Annotated in this window: 19 protein-coding genes and 1 other annotated feature; of the genes, 2 read left to right on the top strand and 17 right to left on the bottom strand. The window is 32.7% G+C overall.

Going from position 1 to position 21927, the window contains the following annotated elements; all coding sequences use genetic code 11:
• The 17 genes from G558_RS0100095 to uvrC form a co-directional block, all read right to left on the bottom strand.
• Entirely contained in the window at window positions 1-618 is a 618-nt protein-coding gene (locus tag G558_RS0100095; protein WP_028828329.1) for an MBL fold metallo-hydrolase, read from the bottom strand.
• Between the two features lie 14 nt (window positions 619-632).
• Window positions 633-1091, bottom strand: a complete 459-nt coding sequence (gene dtd / locus G558_RS0100090; RefSeq protein ID WP_028828328.1) for a D-aminoacyl-tRNA deacylase — start codon at window positions 1089-1091, stop codon at window positions 633-635.
• 6 nt (window positions 1092-1097) lie between these two features.
• The gene (locus G558_RS0100085) at window positions 1098-3302 is read right to left on the bottom strand and encodes a RelA/SpoT family protein (RefSeq protein ID WP_156888476.1); all 2205 of its coding nucleotides are present in this window, start codon (window positions 3300-3302) and stop codon (window positions 1098-1100) included.
• A 100-nt stretch (window positions 3303-3402) separates the two neighbouring features.
• The gene (locus tag G558_RS0100080) at window positions 3403-3915 is read right to left on the bottom strand and encodes an adenine phosphoribosyltransferase (protein ID WP_028828326.1); all 513 of its coding nucleotides are present in this window, start codon (window positions 3913-3915) and stop codon (window positions 3403-3405) included.
• Between the two features lie 29 nt (window positions 3916-3944).
• Window positions 3945-5714, bottom strand: a complete 1770-nt coding sequence (gene recJ, locus G558_RS0100075; RefSeq protein ID WP_028828325.1) for a single-stranded-DNA-specific exonuclease RecJ — start codon at window positions 5712-5714, stop codon at window positions 3945-3947.
• A 43-nt stretch (window positions 5715-5757) separates the two neighbouring features.
• A complete protein-coding gene (locus G558_RS0100070) occupies window positions 5758-6168 on the bottom strand; it encodes a pilus assembly FimT family protein (protein ID WP_028828324.1) in 411 nt (136 codons plus the stop codon).
• Window positions 6169-6269: 101 nt separating this feature from the next.
• Window positions 6270-6428 (bottom strand): rubredoxin, encoded by a 159-nt coding sequence (gene rd / locus G558_RS13555; RefSeq protein ID WP_071604430.1) that lies wholly within the window; start codon window positions 6426-6428, stop codon window positions 6270-6272.
• A gap of 1 nt (window position 6429) precedes the next feature.
• A complete protein-coding gene (locus tag G558_RS0100060) occupies window positions 6430-7515 on the bottom strand; it encodes a 30S ribosomal protein S1 (protein ID WP_028828323.1) in 1086 nt (361 codons plus the stop codon).
• 22 nt (window positions 7516-7537) lie between these two features.
• Entirely contained in the window at window positions 7538-8380 is an 843-nt protein-coding gene (gene ispH / locus G558_RS0100055) for a 4-hydroxy-3-methylbut-2-enyl diphosphate reductase (protein ID WP_028828322.1), read from the bottom strand.
• Window positions 8370-8960 carry a lysophospholipid acyltransferase family protein gene (locus tag G558_RS0100050; RefSeq protein WP_028828321.1) on the bottom strand — a complete coding sequence of 197 codons (591 nt, stop codon included), beginning with the start codon at window positions 8958-8960 and terminating at the stop codon, window positions 8370-8372. The genes ispH and G558_RS0100050 overlap by 11 nt, the downstream gene beginning before the upstream one ends.
• Window positions 8953-9627, bottom strand: a complete 675-nt coding sequence (gene cmk / locus G558_RS0100045; RefSeq protein ID WP_028828320.1) for a (d)CMP kinase — start codon at window positions 9625-9627, stop codon at window positions 8953-8955. The genes G558_RS0100050 and cmk overlap by 8 nt, the downstream gene beginning before the upstream one ends.
• Entirely contained in the window at window positions 9614-10477 is an 864-nt protein-coding gene (locus tag G558_RS0100040; protein ID WP_028828319.1) for a MurR/RpiR family transcriptional regulator, read from the bottom strand. Before G558_RS0100040 ends, cmk begins: the two co-directional genes overlap by 14 nt.
• A 27-nt stretch (window positions 10478-10504) precedes the next feature.
• Window positions 10505-12877: an endonuclease MutS2 gene (locus G558_RS0100035; protein ID WP_028828318.1), complete on the bottom strand. Its 2373-nt coding sequence runs from the start codon at window positions 12875-12877 to the stop codon at window positions 10505-10507.
• Window positions 12878-12892: 15 nt separating this feature from the next.
• Window positions 12893-15271 carry a peptidase U32 family protein gene (locus G558_RS0100030; RefSeq protein ID WP_028828317.1) on the bottom strand — a complete coding sequence of 793 codons (2379 nt, stop codon included), beginning with the start codon at window positions 15269-15271 and terminating at the stop codon, window positions 12893-12895.
• Between the two features lie 36 nt (window positions 15272-15307).
• Window positions 15308-15802: a cell division protein ZapA gene (gene zapA / locus G558_RS0100025; protein ID WP_028828316.1), complete on the bottom strand. Its 495-nt coding sequence runs from the start codon at window positions 15800-15802 to the stop codon at window positions 15308-15310.
• A gap of 106 nt (window positions 15803-15908) precedes the next feature.
• Window positions 15909-16832, bottom strand: coding sequence for an HPr(Ser) kinase/phosphatase (gene hprK, locus G558_RS0100020; protein WP_036931271.1), 924 nt, complete (start codon window positions 16830-16832; stop codon window positions 15909-15911).
• Between the two features lies 1 nt (window position 16833).
• Window positions 16834-18642, bottom strand: a complete 1809-nt coding sequence (gene uvrC, locus G558_RS0100015; protein ID WP_036931268.1) for an excinuclease ABC subunit UvrC — start codon at window positions 18640-18642, stop codon at window positions 16834-16836.
• Window positions 18643-18773: 131 nt separating this feature from the next.
• Window positions 18774-19009 (top strand) — a binding site (T-box leader).
• A gap of 51 nt (window positions 19010-19060) precedes the next feature.
• On the opposite strand from uvrC, the gene leuS reads away from it, so the two are divergent.
• Window positions 19061-21469, top strand: a complete 2409-nt coding sequence (gene leuS, locus G558_RS0100010; protein ID WP_207636184.1) for a leucine--tRNA ligase — start codon at window positions 19061-19063, stop codon at window positions 21467-21469.
• 152 nt (window positions 21470-21621) lie between these two features.
• Window positions 21622-21792, top strand: coding sequence for a hypothetical protein (locus tag G558_RS14090; protein WP_169337702.1), 171 nt, complete (start codon window positions 21622-21624; stop codon window positions 21790-21792).
• Window positions 21793-21927 lie beyond the last annotated feature (135 nt).

Raw genomic sequence — 21927 nt, 5'->3', positions numbered from 1 at the left:
TTATAACCTTAAAAACGGGTTCGTTTCCTTTTCTATTTTTATAGTGGATTTTGGACCATGGCCGGGATATATGGTTATATTATCGCTAAGCTGAGAAAGTTTACGAAGAGATGCTGCCATATGTTCTTCATTTCCGCCATAAAGGTCAGTTCTGCCCATAGATCCTGCAAATAATGTATCACCTGTAAATAATATTTCTTTATACATATAACATACCCCTCCTTTTGTGTGTCCGGGAGTATGGATTACTTTCAAATCAAGTTCATCTAAATTAATAGATTCTCCGTCTTTAACCAATACATCTGCGCTAAATTCGATTGAACCCATTCCAAAATCTTTGGAGTAATTGTATTTAGCATGCATAAGAAGTTCATTATCTTTAATATGACAATATACAGGTATATCAAATTTTTCTTTTATTTTTTGTACATCTGCTATATGATCACAGTGGCCATGGGTCAATAGTATGGCCTTTACATTCAGTTGATTCTCTTTAAGGCTGTATACGATAGATTCATAATTTATTCCTGGATCTATGACAACTGCATTTTTTTTATCATCAGCTAAAATATAAGTGTTTATTCCAAATTTATTTCTTCCTAAAGTTTCTAAAAACATAATTTACCTCATATCTAAAATTGTTTTTTACTGTCAAGCATAATTGTAACTGGCCCATCGTTGATGATTGTAACATCCATATCAGCTCCAAATTCGCCTGTTTTACACACTATACCCTTATCTTTTATATTGTCTATCATAGACTCATACAAAGGGATAGCAAGGTCTGGTTTTGCGGCATCAGAGAAACTGGGTCTTTTCCCTTTTCTGGCATCGCCATATAGAGTAAACTGGGAGACCAAAAGTATTTCTCCAGATATATCGTTGATAGAAAGATTCATTTTGTGATTTTCATCTTCAAATATTCTAAGCCCTGTAATTTTATCGACAATATATTCAACGTCCTTGCTTGTATCGTCATGCGTTATTCCGACAAGAACTTGAAGTCCTTTGGATATTTCGTTTTTTATTTTTTCGTCATTTCTTATAAACTCTACACTTGAGTATTTTACTCTTTGAATGATTGCTCTCATAATTATTTATAATCTATCTACAGAGATTACCCCTTCTATTCTTTTGATTTTATTTTTTACAGATTTCAACTGATCCTTTGAAGCAACGACAATTATTGTATTCATATTGACAAGCCCGTCTTTATTATTGCGCGCATTAATACCATTTACCTGTATTTTCTCGTCAGCTAATACTCTGCTGACATCAACAAAGAGACCTCTTCTGTCATTAGCCAGTATAAGAATTTCAACTTCAAAAGATTTCAGGTTGTTGTAATTTTGATCCCATCCTACTTCGATCAATTTGTCGCTTGGTGCTTCGGTATTTATATCTATATTATCACAATCAGCCCTGTGAATTGATACCCCGCGGCCCTTTGTAACATACCCTACTATCTCGTCTCCTGGCAGAGGGTTGCAACATTTTGCAAACCTCATAAGAAGGTTGTCTATTCCTTTTACATAAACACCCTTATAGTCGTGGGCAGGTGGTTTTTTGCTTGGTACAGCCGGTTCGGGCTCGACTGCTTTTTTGTTTTTAATATCTTTATCTTTGTCTTTGTTTTCCAGGTCATATTTTTCTTTTAACTTAGGCATAACCTGTGAAAGAGTTATACCCCCATATCCAATAGCTGCATAAAAATCTTCATCATTTGGCAGAGAAAGAGATTTCATTATTGGAGAAAGATATTTGTGTTTTAAAAGTTCAGACTGGGAATATCCCTGTCTCTTTGCTTCACGTTCGAGAAGTTCTCTTCCTTTTTGGATATTCTCTTCTCGACGTTCTTTTTTGAACCATTGTCTTATCTTGCTTTTTGCATGAGAACTCTTTACCATATTAAGCCAGTCACGCGATGGCCCATTGGAGTTTGATGAGGTTAAGATCTCTATAAGGTCCCCATTTTGAAGAGTATATGTCATAGGTACTATTTTGCCGTTTATTTTTGCTCCTACACAACGATTTCCAACATCTGAGTGGACTTTATAGGCAAAATCAAGCGGAATTGAACTTGCTGGAAGCTCGATAACCTCGCCCTTGGGCGTGAAAACATAAACTTCAGTGGTAAATAAGTCCATTTTTAATGAATCCATAAATTCTTTTGGATCCGAGACTTCTTTTTGCCATTCCATCATCTGCCTTAGCCAAAGTAACTTAGATTCCATATCCGATGATTCTTGATTAATTTTACCTTCTTTATATTTCCAGTGAGCTGCTATACCAAATTCAGCGGTCCTGTGCATATCTATGGTCCTTATCTGGATTTCCAGAGGCTCTCCGTCTGGTCCGATAACTGTAGTATGAAGAGATTGGTACATATTAGGTTTAGGCATGGCAATATAATCTTTGAACCGACCAGGAATAGGTCGCCATATTGTATGAACTAATCCAAGTGAAGCATAGCAATCTTTTACACTTTCAACCAAAACTCGTACAGCCATAAGGTCGAAAATCTCGTCAAACTCCTTATTCTGACTTTTCATCTTTTTATATATACTATAAAAATGCTTTGCCCGGCCAGTAATGTCTGCATATATAGAAGAATCGTTAAGTTTTATTTTTATTTCTGATATTACTTTTTGTATATACTCGTCTCTTTCAGCTTTTTTTCTTGCTATTTTTTCGACTAAATCATAATATCCCTCAGGGTCAAGATATCTTAGCGCCAGGTCTTCCATTTCAAGCTTTACCTTTGAGATACCCAGCCTGTTTGCAATAGGTGCGTATATTTCGATTGTCTCCAAAGATTTTTCTATAGCTTTTTCAGGAGACATATGTTTCAATGTTCTCATATTATGAAGTCTGTCTGCAAGTTTTATTAGAACTACTCTAATATCTTTACCCATGGCTAAAAACATTTTTCTCATATTTTCAGCCTGAGTTTCTTCCTTACTTTTATATTCGAGCTTGCCAAGTTTAGTGACACCATCAGTAAGCATTGCAATATCGAGATTGAATTCACGTTCTATTTCTTCAAATGTAATAGCTGTATCTTCTATTACATCATGAAGCAAGCCAGCTGCTATTGTATCTACATCAAGTTCTAGTTCAGCAAGTATTTTTGCCACTTCAACTGGATGAATAATATATTTTTCGCCGGACTTTCTATATTGGTTTTCGTGAGCACTGGACGCGTAGTTATATGCTTTTATAAGCAGCTTCAAATCAGCATCAGGATTGTATTGTTCTATTCTTAATAGTAAGTTTTCTAGCACTATATCACCACTCTTCATAATAAACTGTATTTACTCATTATATAACAAATTGTAAGATATTAAAAGACTTTCGTAGAAAAACGAAAGTCTTTTAATATCTTTTATACTATAATGTAATTTAGTAGTGTATTAATACGTTTATATTTTTATTTTCCAGATTTTTTCTGCCTTCAAGACCATCAAGTTCTATGAGAAATTCAAAACCCACCAATTCTCCCTTAAGACTTTGAACAAGTTTTTCTACTGCTCCAGCAGTACCTCCTGTAGCCAGCAAATCATCAATTATAACTATCTTATCTCCAGGATTTATAGCATCTTTATGGATTTCTATTGTATTTTTACCATATTCAAGTTCATATTCACACCCAATAACTTCAGATGGAAGTTTGTTTGGTTTTCTTGCAGGTATAAAACCTACGCCAAGTCCATATGCAACTGCGGCTCCAAAAATAAATCCACGGGCATCCATTCCAATTATATAATCCACTTCTTTATTCTTTAGATTATTTATCATTTGATCTACAGCATATTTAAACGCCTCGCCATCTTTTAGTAAAGTGGTTATATCTTTAAAGCTGATACCTGGTTGAGGATAGTCTTCTATTGTTCTTACGAATGATTCTAAATTCATATGAAATCTCCTTTTATATTGTATTAATACTATCGAATACTTATGAGTTCGAGCTGAAGTTTTTCTGAACCATTGAATACATTTTTGCCAATGGTATATATTATATCAAAAGTATTGTTTTCATCAATTATTATATCATTATACTGATTTGTTTGCACTTTGTTTTTTATTTTTATCAATATGGAATCTATATTTGTAAAGCAAATAAATCCTCTAAATACTTCGGATTGAGAAATTTGCAATTTTAACACATTTGAATTTTTTCCAATTATTTTAAAATCTCTGATTGTCACATTTAAGCTTGAAAATATGATTTTTTCATTACCTTTTCCGTAAGGTTCGAATTTTTTTAAAGCATTTGCAAGTTTTAAGTCGAGTTGTTCAAATTTTAAAAGCATATCTACTTTATGAATCTTATTTTGGGGTATTGAATACTCAGATATACTAGTTTTAAGATTTGAGAAAAAAACAGAGAGATTGGTCTTTTCCAGACTCATACCAGCCGCCATAGGATGTCCTCCGAATTTCAACAAAAGATCTTTGTGATTAGAGATAAGCTCAAACATATCAACAGATTCTATTGATCTTGCTGAACCCTTTATTATTTCTTCTGAATCCGTAAAGACTATTACAGGCTTATTATATTTTTCCTTAACTCTACTGGCAACTATGCCGGCAATACTTTCGTGAACGTCTTCAATGTATACAAGAATAATATTTTCGTTATATATATATTCGGATTCAATTATAGAAATTGCTTTTTCAAAAGCATGAGCTGTAATTTCTTTTCTTTTTTGATTAAGTTCAAACAATTCTTCGGCTAAGTTTTTGATATTATATAAATTTGAAGATTTACTGTGTAGATGAGAGGTCAAAAGTTCAAGACTTTTTGCTGCCGTACTAAGTCTTCCACTGGAATTAAAACAGGGTCCAATCTTAAAACCGATATCATCCGAGGTAACCGGTCCACCTATGTTATATAGTAAAAAAAGCTCTTTTAGTCCTGGATTTTGTATGTTTTGAATATTTTTCAAACCCAATGAAACGAAAGATCTGTTTTCATCTTTTAATTCCATAACATCACATATAGTAGCAATTGCAGCAAGAGAAATAAAATCGTTCATCTTATTCATATCTTCATTTAAAGTTATATAAAGGGCTTGTATAAGTTTGTAGGCTATTGCCCCACCGCATAGTCCTTTGAAAGGATAAGTACATTCGTGCTGTTTGGGGTTTATTATAATATCTGCGTTTACATAGTTAAATATTTTTTTCGCACTTTCGTCAAAACTAAATGGTATATCATGATGATCCGTTACTATTATTTTAATGCCATATTTTTTTGCAAGATCTATTGCGTCAAAAGCAGCAATACCATTATCAAATGTGATTATTGTATCTATTGATTTTTCTTTAGCATATTCAATTATTCTTTCATTAATGCCATAGCCATCTTTGATTCGATGAGGTAAAATATATGAACATTTAGCTCCGATTTGAGTTAGTCCTAAAAAAGCTATAGCACCACTGATTATGCCGTCTACATCATAATCAAGCGATAATAATATATTGTTATTCTCTTTTATATCATTCAAAATCAAATTTACAGCCTCGTCCATACCTTTTAATTTAAAAGGATCATGAAAGAGGCTGATATCTGGATTTAAATAATTGTATATTTCTGATTTTGTTTCAAACTGTTTTTTTGATACCAGTTGTGCGGATACTTTATCGAGTTTAAAGTCATTTAATATATCTTTGTAGTCTAAATAAGATCTTTTTAAAATCCATTCTTCCATTTAATACCTCTGCAAGTTTAATTTTATGTTTTTTTAAATATATTTATTCTGTTGTTACTATTTTTGCCACAGGATACAGTTCTATTTTATTAGCAGAAACTGTTATTATCAAATCATTGCTGCTCTTAGATGCTGTTATTACGAATTCGGGTTTGGAACTTTCTCCGGAATAAAGTTTGCTCACAGGGAACAATTCTTTATTAATGACATTTTTTAAATTTTCGTAGGTTACTGTGACAGGTGAAGATTTTATTTCGATTTGTCCCGTTGCTTCTGCGACATTTACTGCTTCTGCTAAAATGTTTGCATTACTGATGTCTATTTTTTGTTTATTGGTTTCTATTATATTGAAGTATTTATATGTACCAGTCAGGGTCAAAGCTACTAAAATTGTCAAAACTATTAGAAGTTCAATTAATGTAAATCCATTATTCTTTTTTAGCACTCTGCTCATAGTAAATTTTCCTCTTTTCTACTTATTTAAAATAAACAAAAAATTAATGAAAATTCATTTAATTTAAAAAAGAGTGGCAATAACCACTCTTTTTTTGTTAATTATTCTTCTGAAAACTGATCTTTTCCAACTCCGCAAAGTGGACAAACCCAATCTTCTGGTACATTTTCAAACGCTGTTCCTGGAGCTACTCCATTATCTGGATCTCCTGCTGTTGGATCATAAACATAACCACATACATCACAAACATAATTTTTCATATTATACCTCCTGTGTATTTTCGATATCTTCAGATATCACTTCTTCTTTTTCTTCAAGATTAAGTGTCAATTCGATCTTCTGTGCCTGAGAATCAATATTTAATATTCTGGCATCAATCTTATCTCCAACTTTTACAACCTCACCTGGATTTTTTATGAAATCAGATGAAATATTTGATATATGAACGAATCCGTCGATTCCATCTCCAAGAGATACAAATATACCATAATCTTTGATATTTTTAACTTCTCCTGATAGTATATCTCCAACATGGTTATTTTGTACAAAAACATCCCATGGATTTGGCATTAGAGCTTTGATACTTAATGATAATCTTTCTTTTTCCTGGTCAAAGCTTAATACTTGTACTTCAACTTCTTGATCAATCTTATATGATTTTTCGATGTTATCTTTTCTGTTCCATGATAGTTCACTAACGTGGACAAGACCAGTTATTCCACCTAAATCTACAAATATACCGTAATCTTTAATATCTTTTACGATACCTTTGAATACTTCGCCCTCAACAATTTTGTTGATCAATTCTTTTTTAAGCTCATTTTGCTCTTTAAGAAGCATATTCTTTCTTGAAAGGATAAGTCTTCTTTTCTTTGGATCAAGGTCAATGATTTCAGTTTCAAATTCCTGTCCTATATATTTATCTAATGCATCTTCGCCTATGAATCTAGTTTCAATGTGACTAAGTGGAAGGAATCCTCTTATTGATCCTTTGAATTTAGCAATAAGGCCCTTTTCGTTTCTTTCTGTTACTTTTACATTGATAATGTCGCCCATTTGGATTTCATCCCATGCTTTAAAGTCATCAAGTCTTTTCTTTGACAATAGTATTTCGCCAGTGTTTTTGTCGATTTTTACAACTTCCAAATCCAATGAATCTCCAACTTTGATATCTTCACAGTCACCTGCTTCTGATTTTGGAAGAACTCCATCAGTTTTGTAACTTAAAGAAATGTAGAATGAATCTGGTTTTATAACCTCTACTGTTCCTCTTACTCTTGACCCTTTGTAAACTTCTTGGTAATTTTGTTCCTCTTCCAACAATAATCTTTCCATTTCACTAATCATTAATTTCCAACTCCTTAAACGTTTATTTTGTTAGCAACAAATCTTTTACTTCATCAATGATAAAATCAGGGGTTGATGCTCCTGCTGTAATACCTATTGTATTGAAGGATGAGATTTTTTTAATGTCAATATCCTTTGATGTCTCAATTAAAAATGTAATGCAATTCTCAGAACATATTTCTGCTAATTTTTTTGTGTTTGAACTGCTTGTTCCACCGATAACTATCATAGCATCAACAGTTTTTGATAGTTCTCTGGCAGAGTCTTGTCTTTCTCTTGTAGCATAGCATATGGTATTGAAGAATTCAACTTTTTTTAATCTATTTTTTAATATTTTTTCAATTTGAAGATATTTTTCAAGTTTGTAGGTTGTTTGGACAGCTACTATATAAGATTCACTATCCAAAAAAACAAACTCTTCAGCATCCTCAACTGAATTAATAATTATAGATGAATTATCCGACCAACCGTTGATTCCTTTTATTTCAGGGTGGTCCGCATCTCCAATCAGAATTATAATGTGTCCTGATTTATAATTTTCATATACTATATCCTGAATTTTTTTAACGAAAGGACAGGTTGCATCAACTATTTGTGTTGAGTTTATATCCATTTTATCATAAAAGTCCTTAGGAAGTCCATGACTTCTTACTATAGCAATGGATTTTTTTTCTATTTTATCTATAGAGTCTTCGACAATAAGTCCATTTTCAGTGAATTTTTTCATCGCTTGATCATTATGAATAAGTGGACCTAATGAATACACCTTTTTATCTGAATTAGTGGTGAGTTCTTCCCACGCAAGGTCCATTGCTCTTTTTACTCCGTAGCAGTAGCCACTAAATTCGGCAATTTTAATTTTCATTACTGTTTTTATCCACCTCTCTATATATAACACTCATTATTTCTGATGAAATTTCTTCTATATCTCCGTCGTGGTCGGTCATAGCTTTTTTTATATCATACATAGGCATCACAGATATTTTTATTTTGGCAAACATCTTATATTGTCCACTTATTGCAACGGGTAGGATGTCTACTTTGCCCTTAGATGCAATCATAACTGCACCTGATTTTATCTGACCACCTTCTGATCCATCTTTTATTCTGGTACCTTCTGGGAATATACCCAGTATTCCGCCAGCTTTCAATACCCTAAGTGCATTTTTTATAGCTGTTATATCGGTTTTGTTTCTGTCTATCTTGATACAATTTATTGATTCAAATAACAATTTTGTAAATCTTGTTTTAAAAAGCTCTGCTTTTGCAAGGTAGCTTATTTGACGTTTGGTAGTAAATGAAATCAAGATGGGGTCGAAATTGTTTTTATGATTTCCAACTATAATAAAAGCCCCTGTTTCAGGGATGTTCTCAAGCCCTTGGTATTCAATTCTGAATACCAGCTTTGTAAACAGCCATACTGTTCTCTTTAAAAAGTTATACATTTATTTTCTCCAGATATATATTTGTTATTTTTGAAACCACGTCATCTATAGAAAGACTGCTTGTATCTATCACTATGGCATCATTTGCTTTTGACAAAGGAGCTATCTCTCTTTTTGAATCAATACAGTCTCTTTCTACTATACTTTTTTTTATTTCACTAAAAGTTGTGTCCATACCTTTTTCGAGGTTTTCTTTATATCTTCTCTGAGCTCTCATTGACACATCTGCCACCAGAAATATCTTTATATCAGCATTTGGAAATACTACTGTACCTATATCACGGCCATCTAATATGCATGAAGTGGTCTGACCTATACATCTTTGTAAGTCAGTCATTGAAGTTCTTACATATTTATTGCTAGATACTGTAGATACTTTAGAATTAACTTCGTTGCTTCTTATTTCATCCCCTACAGGGTTTCCATCGAGATAAAGTGTAGAATTTTCATAAATAAGCCTGGTTTTTGTTAACATATTTTTTATCGCAGATTTATCATTTATATCGATTTTTTCTTTATTTATTTTATAAGTAATAGCTCTGTACATAGCACCAGTATCTATATATAGAAAGTTTAAATTCTCAGCAAGTTTTTTTGCCACAGTACTTTTACCTGCTCCAGCTGGTCCATCTATAGCTATTATAAAGTTGTTTTTATTTATCATCATAAATTCTGTACTCTTTCCATATTTTTTCGAGCTTATCAAAGGAGTCTTTGATGTCAGCTTTTTTTCTCATACCAACCGATACAATAAGTGCATTTGCAACACTAAACGGTGCTACCAGAGAATCGACAAAAGACGCCATATTACTTCTTGTAATAAGGATTTCTTCTGCAATTGTAGATATTGGAGCTAGTTTACTGTCAGTAATTGCCACCACACTGGCTCCTTGTTCTTTTGCATATTTAAGCAATTCAAATGTACGTTTTGAATATCTTGGGAAACTAATACCAATCACCAGATCTTTACTGTCAACTTTTAATATTTGTTCGAATACATCGCTGATACCATAGTTTACAAGTACAACGTTATCGAGTATGAAGTTTAGATAAAATCCGAGATACTCTCCTATAGTTGCAGAACTTCGCAATCCAACTATATATATTTTTTTAGCAGAAACCATCTTGTTTATGACGTTTTCAAAAGACTGTGGGTCTATCTCATCAAGAGTGCCCTTGATGTTATCTATATCTGATTTTAGAACTTTTTTCAGTATTGTAAAATCGCTTGAATATTCATTGGACATTTCTACTCTCTGAACAGTGGTCAGTTTAGTTTTAATAAGTTCCTGAAGTGATTTCTGAAGATCAGGATACCCGTCATATCCTATTGCGTTTGCGAATCTTACTACTGTAGATTCACTTACTCCAACTGTTTCACCCAGCTTTGCAGCGGTCATAAATGCAGCTTTGTCATAATTAGAAAGTATATATTGCGCTATGATTTTTTGACCTTTACTTAATTTTGTGAATTCACTTTGGATTACACTTATTAGATCTTTATTATTCGTTGTCATATCAACCCTCACTATTAAATTAAATTTTTATTTAAATTCTACAATAGTTACTCCAATTCCGCCTTCTCCATAACCACCTGGTCTATATGATTTTATATGGTTCATAGATTTCAGCATATTGCTAATTCCGGTTTTAAGGACCATTGTGCCGACACCATGTATAACTGTAACTCTTGGAATACCTGAGAGATAAGCATTATCAAGATATTTTTCGACTTCGATTCTGGCAGTTTCCATATCCATACCTCGAACGTCAACTTCTGACTTCACTGTACTTGCTTTATCTTTAATTATTTTTCCTATGCCACTTTTTTTGATCTCTTTTACTTTTTTTGCTTTATTCTTTCCCTGAAGGGCTTCGAAAGGCATATTTATTTTCATAATTCCAATTTGAACAAGAGCTTCTTTTTTATTGTTATCTATAGAAAGAATCAGACCTTCTTGACTAAAACTTGGAACAAATACTTTTTGTCCAATGTCTACACTTTGTAAGGCTTTGCCTTCAAGCTCATCTAAGCCTAAAAGATCTTCTGTATATCCAAATTTTTCAAGTCCTGTCTTTACTTTTGTACGAACTTTTTCTATTTCTTTGTTTACATTGTATTGTTCTATATCTGCTTTTATGTTGTTTAGCTCTTTTATGATTGAATCACTTTCATATTTTGCATCTTTAAGAATTGTAGAAGCTTTTTTCTTTGATTCTAGTATGATTTTTTCTCTGTCGGATTTTGTTTTTATTTCTTTTTTAATTAAATCTTCTTCTTTTTCTTTGATTTTTTGAGAAGCTGAAATTATATATTCTTTTTCGTTTTCAATCCTCTTTCTGTCTCTTTCAATTTGAGCAAGAAGATCTTCCATTTTTATTTCTTCTTCACTTAGATTTGCTTTTGCCAAATCTATTATATCATCACTAAGTCCTAACTTTCTTGAAATTTCAAAAGCATTAGATTTTCCAGGTATACCCACTATCAATTTATATGTGGGGCTGAGTGTTTCAATGTCAAATTCCACAGATGCATTTTCAACTCCGTATTTATTGAGTGCATAATTTTTAAGTTCGCTGTAGTGTGTAGTAGCCATTGTCAGTATACTTTTTTCTCTTATGGTTTCTAATATTGATATAGCTAGAGAAGAACCTTCTATGGGGTCTGTTCCAGACCCTAATTCATCAAGCAGTATAAGGTCATTATCTTCCATTTCAGACAGAATCTTTACTATATGAGTCATGTGTGAAGAAAATGTAGAAAGACTGTTTTCTATACTCTGTTCATCGCCAATATCGGCAAATACTTTTCTAAATATACACATGCTGCTCCCATAGTCACATGGCACATGGAGTCCGCTTTGAAACATAAGAGAAAGCAAGCCAATAGTTTTAAGTGCTACTGTTTTTCCGCCAGTGTTAGGGCCTGTGATAATGAGTGTTTTATATTGGTTGCCAAGCTCCATATTTAAAGGGACCACACTCTTGGGGTCAATTAAAGGATGCCGGGCATTCTTAATGACTATAGATAAAGTATCGTTAATGTTGGGTTCGATAGCTTTCATTTTTATTGACAGCTTTCCCTTTGCCATAATAAAATCCAGTTCGGTTAAAATTTTAATGTTTTCAGAAATCGCTCCCGAGATTAATCCTATCTCGTTAGAGAATGCCATAATTATACGCTCGATTTCTTCTTGTTCTTTATTGATCTGTATACGAAGATTGTTGTTCATTTCTACAATAGCCATAGGTTCGATAAAAAGTGTTGAACCTGACGAGGAAGTATCATGGACAATTCCGGGGATATTGGACCTGTTTTCAATTTTTACAGGCAATACAAAACGGTCTTGCCTCATTGTAACTATGGATTCTTGTAAATATTTGGAATTTTCTTTAGAGGTGATCATAGAACCGATTTTAGTTCTTATCTGTTCTTTTGATACTCTTATATCTCTTCGAATCTTTTTTAGCTGCGAACTTGCATTATCTGAAATTTCTTCCTCAGATATTATTGATATAAAGATTCTGTTTTCGAGTTCGGGGTCAGAATACAGGTTGGATGCAAGACCTGGGATTATTTCAAGGTTTGCAATTCCAGAAGCTTTTGAATAAACCAGTCTTGCTGTTTTTAAAATTTCTCCAACCTTGAGGATGTTTCCAATGTCTATTGTTGATCCTATTTCTGCAAGTTTTAAAGATCTTCTGATGTCAGTAAGACTGTATATGGGCAGACCCCCTTTTTTTAATATGATACTTTGAGCTTCACTTGTTTCTTTAAGTCTTTGTTTTACAACTTCTATAGAGTTACTTGCATCTATCTGGCGGGCTTTTATTTTCCCAAGTTCAGTAGACGCGCAATCCTCCAAGAGGTTTATAATAGCGTTATATTCTAGTACGTTTAATGTTTTCTTTTCCATAATTATCACTCTTTATTAGTTTCTCTTATATTTGTTAATAAGTTTAATAGTATTATCATAAGTTTCATCAAGCAAATCTATTCTAAATCTATTGTAGTTACTTTCCTTTAATGTTTTTATACTTTGAACGTGCAACTCGACAATACGAGAACTGTATATATACAGTTTACAGAAACTGTCGGTTTTAATTTTATAAATCTCGTTATTTTCACCATTTAAAGTAGAGTCATTTATGACACAATTTGGAAACTTGCATCTTGCTCCGTCTGTCTTATAAGGACAATACTCAGTAATCATTAAGATTGGATGAGTCGCAACAGGAATTTCTATTTTGCTTTTTTGGGATTCAAAGAAAGTATAATCTAAATATTGCTGATTTATAACATACTCTAATCCTGGACTCAAAGTATCTAAATTTGCCTCAAAGGATTTAATTGTATAATCGATTGAAAATTTATTATTGAGATTTGCCATATAATCAATTCCTACAGAATTGTTTATATTCTTATCAAGATACTGTTTGGATATATGTTTTGCATGACCCAGGCTGTTTGTCATAATATTAGGGTTATACTCATTGATAAAATCCTGCAGATCGGCTATGTCTTTATCTTTCATCATACCCGGCGTAATAAAATGATAAAGGTTTGCGTCATCATTTTTGGCATAGTTCTTGTATAATTCCATATCTGAAATGTATATTCTATTTACCTTTGAATCTATGCAGGCTTTTATCTGATCTTCATTAAAACACTTAACTGCAATACTAAAGTCAGAATCAGATGTCAGGTTGTCAGAATTTACATTTTGACTTACGTTAACACTGTAGAGATCATTAATATCAGAAATCATTTTATAAGTGTCATAATGAGCTCTTTTATTAATATTTTCTCTTGCTGCAGTAATCATCGAGATGGATTCTCTTCTAAGTTTATTGAGCATTGATACCGGAATTACTGCATTTTCATCTTTTTCTATACTTATATCTTTAAGGAAGTATGACGTACTGTCAAGCTTGCTCATTTGTCTAGTTATTGTTTCTTCGTCTGTAGGTCTGTTTATGGCAGCTTCTACTGTATATTCATCATCTTTGTAACTAACTTTGTTGTTTCTGTTATCAGTTATGAAAATTTGAGGATTTTCGCCTATTTTAAATTTCAAACTAAATGAAAGTGGAGACTTTATGAATTCTTTTTTATAACTTTCAGTCGCGGCATTCATGATAGTAGTATTATAAGTTTTGTAAATTCTATCACCAGCTTTAGCATTACCTATAAAATCTAATTCTATAGTTTCGCCTTTTGCTGCGAAATTTTTGATTTCTTTTCTATGAATGATTCTTCCAACGAATTCACCTATGCTGAGGCCATCGCCCTTGCTCAAGTCATCTTCTAGTTTTATTTTTATTCTTTTCATTTTTGTATCAACATCTAATACCTCACCCAAATAAACTCCCTTGTTTTTTGGCGAATCAAGATTTGCCATTTTTCCAGGAGGTGAGGACAAGATATGTCCCGAAGTATATTCGCGGTTAAATACATATTTTATCTCGTTTTCCAGTAGGGTTAATTCCTCGGGTGTTATTGTATCATTTAAAATCCCATCTATAGCTTTTCTGTAATTCTTGACAACAATGGCTACATATTCTGGTCTTTTCATTCTGCCTTCTATTTTGAGTGAATCAATATTGCCGCTGACGATTTCCTTTATATTTGTAATCGTGCTTAGATCTTTCATGCTTAAAATGTACTTGTTTTCAATTGTGGTATCCCCTTTTGGAGAATTAAGATCATATTTCATACGACACGGCTGGGCACAATTTCCTCTGTTTCCCGATCTGCCTCCTTGTATAAAGCTAAAGAGACACTTGCCGCTGTAAGAGACACACAAAGCACCATGAACAAATGATTCGATTTCAGTATCAGAAAATGATTTGATATTTTTGATTTCTTCTATTGAATTTTCTCTGGCAGCTACTAATCTTGAAAAACCCATGTTTTTGTAAAACATAGCATCTAAAGAATTTGAAATACTCATTTGCGTTGACGCGTGTATTTCAAATTCTGGAAAATATTTGTTTATCAGATTTGCTACACCAATATCTTGTACTATTACTGCATCTACGTCGTTATTATAAAGAAAACTTATATATTCCATGCAATCTGCAATTTCGTCATCATTTACTATTATATTGACTGTTACATAGACCTTGACGTTTCTTTCGTGTGCATATTTGACTGCATTTATAATCTCGTCATTATCAAAATTTGAAGCATTGGCTCTGGCGCCAAACCTCATTCCTGCAAGGTATACTGCATCTGCTCCGTTTTGCACTGCTGCAACCAAAGACTCATAGCTTCCCGAGGGAGCAAGTAATTCTATTTTATTATTCATAATTCTCCTTTATATAAAATAGCCTCTATGAAGAGACTATTTTATATCTATTAAATTGTTTATCTCTAACTGAAGCTCGTAAATATGATTTTGAAAACTGTTTATAAGGATATGAAGATCCTCAATTTCATTTTCTTTATTGGAAATTTCCTTATTTAAATGTTCTATTTCCTGGCTGGTATTACTGTTTTGTTTATCTAAATCAGTGATTTTTTTTTCTATATTATTAATATATTCGTCTTTTTCTTTAAGTGATTGAAAATTCTTGTCTTTTTCATTTAGAACACCTGAATTTTGATTTTCGATTACATTTAATAATTTTTTGTTATCCTCAAGTGATTTGAAATACTGGTCAGCAATATTTATTGAAGCTAAAACTACTGGAGTTACAATGTTCGTTTTTGGGGTCTTCTCAGAAGCTTTTGAAATTTGCTCATCTACATGTGAAGCCAGACTAAGGATATAATCTTTTTCTTCTTTTCCGATTATTGTATATTCCTGATTTGCAATTTTTACAATTATTTTGTTCATATATTTTCCCCCGTGACTAAAAAAACGCAGTTTTATATAATATTATTATCTCATATTAATACAGTAAAATGCAATAAAAATTGCAAATAATGCCATATATTTATTATTAGTTGTTTTTTGTAAGTTTAACGATTAATCTTTCGTTGAATTCTTGTGCCGCATTATAGCCCATTTCCTTCTGTCTCTGGTTTCTTGCTGCAATTTCCAAAATGACGGCAAGATTTCGTCCTGGCTTTACCGGTATTGTTATTTTGGGTATTTTTATGCCAAGCACTTCTACAAGCTCATCATCTATGCCGAGGCGATCATAGTATTTGCCTTCTTGCCATAATTCAAGATATGCAATAAGATCTATAGTCTTTGTTGGCTTTACAGCTCCAACACCATAAAGACTCTTTATGTCCAAGAGTCCTATACCTCTTATTTCAATCATATATCTTGTGAGTTCTGGGGACTGGCCTATAAGAAGATCATCGTCCAAAAGCTTTATTTCAACAGCATCGTCAGATATAAGCCTATGTCCTCTTTTTATTAACTCAAGTGCAGTTTCACTTTTTCCTATTCCGCTGTCGCCTTTTATCAAAATCCCCACTCCATCAACATCCACCAAAACTCCATGAGTGACTTCTATAGGTGCGAGCTTGTGATTTGCATATTCAGAAATTTTATTCATAAATTTGGTCGTAGGCAAGTCACTTAGAATAAGGTTTTTATTGTGTTTTTTTATGAGCTCATAAAATATATCATTAGGCTTGTGGCCCCTTGTTATACAGATTGCAGGCAAATCATATGATAAAAACTCATCAAGCTTGATTCGTAGATGATCATCGCTAAGTGTTTCCAGGTAGGCAAATTCTGCATTCCCAATCACTTGCATTCTATCTGAAGCAAAATGCATGTAGTAACCTATTAATTGCATGCCTGGTCTGTTTACATCCCCTGAATCCACCCTGTATTCATTTGTAGAGGCGTTGACGCAGTTTAAGTGCATTTCTTCAATCAATTCTTTCACTGAAATTGTATTTTTCATTTTATAGCTCCTTAAAATAGTTTAATATATTCTCAGCAATATTTTTATTAAATCCAGGGATACTGCTGATTTCATCGACAGACGCTTTTTTAAGATTATCTATGCTGCCATATTTGTTAAATAGTGCAGTTTTTCTTTTTTCGCCTATCCCCTTTATTCCATCAAGTTCTGACTTTATCATATTCTTATTTCTAATATTTCTGTGATAATCTATGGCAAACCTGTGAGTTTCATCTTGTATTCCAGTGAGAAATTTAAACAAAGAGCTTCTCTTGTTGATTTCCATAATCTCAGTATCACTGCAGAGTCCCTCGGTACGGTGATTTTTATCTTTGTAAATTCCAAAAACAGGTACTTCTATTTTTAATTCACGAAACAAAGCTTTTATGGTGGATACATGCCCTTTTCCGCCATCAAGCAAAATCAGGTCGGGAAGTTCAGGATCTTTCATTCTTCTCTCTATAACCTCTCTCATCGAAGCATAATCATCACTTTTGTCAGTCAGGCTTTTTATTCTATAGCGCCTGTAGTCTTTTGGAGATTTTTTTCCTTTTTTGTATACAACTTTAACGCCCACTGAACTGGTGCCCTGTATATTTGATATATCATATGATTCTATGACAGAAATATTATCCAGTCCAAGTAAGGAAGAAAGTTCTTTGAGTGAAGATTCAAAATGCGATCTATTGTTAAGTTCTTTAATGCTCTTAATTTTAAATTGTTCATGAGCATTTTTTTTAGCAAAGTCTAGCATATCTTTTTTCTTTCCTTTTTGAGGAACCAGGATTTTCATCTTTTTACTCTTTCTATTACCCAAATACTCTTCCAAAAGTCCTCTGTCTGATATATCTTTTTCTATAACTATCTCATCAGGCAGTGCATCTTTTTCGAAATAATATTGTATAAGAAATGAATTGTACATTTCATCGATATTGTCTAGATTCCTTTCAAAATAAAAGCTTTCCTGGCCCATAACTTTGCCGTTTCTTATAAAAAATACACTAAATACAACATTTATATCATCATTGCTGTAAACGATATAATCCTGATTTTTGTCTATGTCATTTGAGACTATCTTCTGTTTTTCATAGAGCTTATCCATGTTGGTAAGTTTGTCACGGTATTTGGCAGCTTCTTCAAAATTAAGATCACTTGAAGCCTTGTACATCTTTTGTGTAAGATATTCTTCTATAATCTGAGTATTACCTTCTAATATCTGGATTGCACGTTTTACCTCACTTTGATATTCATGTTTGCTTATTTTATCATTGCATGGTGCGCTGCATTTTTTTATATAATAATTGAGACATGGACGCTCCCTGTTACTTATAGATTTTTCGATATTTCGATTACAGTCTCTTATCATAAATATATCATTGATTGCGTCTATATAGTCATTCAAAGCAAAGATGTTCGTATAAGGCCCAAAATATTGTGCGCCATCTTTCAAAATCTTCCTGGTTTTAAATATCCGAGGATAATCTTCTTTTGTAATTTTTATATATGGGTATGTCTTATCATCTTTGAGTAATATATTATAATGTGGTTTATGTTTTTTAATAAGGTTGTTTTCAAGTATAAGGGCCTCAAGCTCATTATCAGTTATTATATATTCAAATTCATTAATTTTTGCAACCATTGCTCTTACCTTAGGGTCAGCATTGCTTTCTCTAAAATATTGTCTTACACGATTTTTTAGAGAGATAGCTTTTCCTACATATATTATATTTTCGTTTTCATCTTTCATTATATAAACTCCAGGTTTTGCTGGAAGGTTTTTAATTTGTTCTTCAATATAAACAGTTTTCATTTGTTACCTCTTTTTTTAATTTGGCATTACTTTTGCCTGTATAAGATGATTATATATCGTTTTGAACAATATTTCCACATATGATTCAAAATATTGTTGATTTTTATTGAATATCATGATACTATCTTAGAAATGAAACTTTGATCAGGAGTAGTAAGTTATAAAAGTTTTGACAGAGAGCTGCAACAAGGTGTAATGCAGTAAAACTTATTCTGAACTCGCCTGGGAGTTGCAAATATGAAAATTAATCCTGTAATTTACTGTGATTAATAAATAGTTTTGCCGGGTTGTTACGTTATAAACTTTTAAGTGGACGATATGTATTCATATTGTCAATTAGAGTGGTACCGCGATCTTCGTCTCTATTTTGAGATGGAGATTTTTTAATTGAATTTTTTTCTAAAAGGAGTGTTATATTATGGAGTATAATCCAAGTATTATTGAAAAAAAGTGGCAGGATATATGGGAAAAAAATCAAACATTTAAAGCTTCTGACGACAGAAGCAAGCCGAAATACTATAATCTCGTAGAATTTCCATATCCATCTGGAGCAGGTCTTCATGTTGGTCATATAAGAGCATACACATCTTTAGAAGTGGTCTCAAGAAAAAGAAGACTTGAAGGTTTTAACGTTTTATTTCCAATTGGATGGGATGCATTTGGTCTCCCTACAGAAAACTATGCTATTCAAACAGGTAAACACCCAAGAGAAGTAACAGATGAAAATATAAAAGTATTTACAAGTCAGCTCAAGGCTGCTGGTTATTCTTTTGACTGGAGCAGAACTGTAGATACTACCGATGAAAAGTATTACAAGTGGACTCAGTGGATATTCCTTCAACTGTTCAAGCATAACCTTGCTTTTAAAGATAAAACGTTTGTTAACTTCTGTAACAGCTGCAAAGTTGTGCTTGCAAATGAAGAATCACAAGATGGCGTGTGTGACAGATGTGGAAGCGAAGTCGTACAGATGGAAAAAGATGTATGGTTTCTGAGAATAAGAGAATATGCTGACAAGCTGCTTGATGAGCTCAAAGACCTTGATTTTCTTCCTAGAATTAAGCTTGAACAGGAAAACTGGATAGGAAGATCATACGGAGCTGAAATAAAGTTTAATATTAAAGATCATGATATGAACTTACCTGTATTTACAACAAGAGCAGATACTGTTTATGGTGCAACATTTATGGTTATAGCCCCGGAACATCCACTTATAGATACTCTGTCTTTAGAAATAAACAATATGGACGAAGTTGAAGATTATAAAAATGAAGCTAAGAAGAAAACTGAATTTGAGAGAGTTCAACTTGCAAAAGATAAATCCGGGGTAGAACTTAAGGGAATTAAAGCAATAAATCCGGTTTCTGGCCAGGAAATTCCTGTATGGATTTCTGATTATGTTATGATGGGATATGGAACAGGGGCTATAATGGCAGTTCCAGCTCATGATAAGAGAGACTGGGAATTTGCAAGAAAATTTGACATTCCAATTATAGAAGTAATAAGCGGTGGAAATATTGAAGAAGAAGCTTTTACTGATATTGCAAATGGAATTATGGTGAATTCACCACTTGTGGACGGACTCCAAGTTAAAGATGCCATAGAAAAGATGACTAATTACCTTAATGATAATGATCTTGGATGTAAAAAAGTAAATTACAAGATGAAAGACTGGGCTTTTAACAGACAAAGATACTGGGGAGAGCCAATTCCAATAATCCACTGTGAAAAATGCGGAATGGTCCCAGTTCCAGAATCAGAGCTTCCGCTTATACTTCCAGTTATAGAAAACTTTAAACCTACAGAAACAGGAGAATCTCCTCTTGCAAATATGGCTGAATGGGTCAATGTAAAATGTCCTTGCTGTGGTGGTGATGCAAAAAGAGAAACTGATACAATGCCTCAGTGGGCAGGTTCTTCATGGTATTTCTTGAGATATATGGATCCAAATAATGAAAATGAACTTGCTTCAAAAGAAAATCTTGAATACTGGGGACCAGTAGATTGGTATAACGGTGGAATGGAGCACGTTACCCGTCACCTTATTTACTCAAGATTCTGGCATAGATTTTTATTTGATATAGGAGCAGTACCTTTCAAGGAGCCATATGCAAAAAGAACAGCACAAGGGCTTGTACTGGGCGGCGACGGTGAGAAAATGTCAAAATCCAGAGGAAACGTAATCAATCCTAATGATATAATCGATGAATATGGCGCAGATACACTAAGAGCCTATGTGATGTTTATAGGTGAATACGAAAAACCGGCTATATGGTCAGATTCAAGCGTTAAAGGCTGTAAAAGGTTCCTTGACAGAGTCTGGAAACTTCAAGATATGGTTAGTGAAGAAAAAGGATACTCTAAGGGAAACACGGCACTTATGCATAAGACTATAAAAAAAGTATCTCAAGATATCGAAGCCATGAAATATAACACTGCAATAGCAGCAATGATGTCTGCTATAAATGAATTCAATACAAGTGGGTATATTACTAAAGATGAACTTAAAGACTTTATAACCATACTCTACCCTATCGCTCCTCACATAACTGAAGAAATATGTGAAATTCAAGGTTTTGAAGGAATGCTAAATCAAACGAGTTGGCCTCAGTGGAATGAAGACCTTACTTTAGAAAGTGAAATTGAAATGCCGGTACAGTTTAATGGAAAAGTAAGAGGAACAATACTGATTTCAAGATATGCCAATATCGAGATTGCTAAAGAAGCACTGCAAAAAGATGACAAGCTTATGTCTTTTATGGAAGGTAAAACTGTAGTAAAAGAAATCTTTATAAATGGTAAAATATTTAATATAGTTTTGAAATAATTTAGATTTTTCATGAGAGCTCCAGGTTAAATGGGGGCTCTTTCTTTATAAATATATTATATTTTAAAAATGTAGATATTTATTATTAATTAGGGTAATAATCCTATATAAGCATCAGCGAAATTAGTTATATATTTATAAAGGAGAATCTCATGTCAAAAAAACTATGTAAACTTGTAAAGGATGATATTCTAGATAAAGATATGAAAGAATATATGAAATTTGTTTCAGATGGGAAATATGTTTGTAAGAAGTGCGGAAGAGTAGCAAATAAAGAAGAGAACTTGTGCAGTGCAAAGAAATTGAAATCTAAAGATGAGTAGTTTATAAAAATTAATAGCGGTTTATATCTTAAATAAGGGGCTGTCGGAGAATGACGTTTTTTGACCCCTAAACTTTAATAATTAAAAATCCTAGATTATTCAACATCTACAAAAATGTAGAGCACTGAATAATTT

Source organism: Proteocatella sphenisci DSM 23131 (genome assembly GCF_000423525.1).
Taxonomy (GTDB): Bacteria; Bacillota; Clostridia; order Peptostreptococcales; family Filifactoraceae; genus Proteocatella; species Proteocatella sphenisci.
Note: the sequence above shows the minus strand (reverse complement) of the source record. Positions and strands in the feature narration are given on the sequence as shown.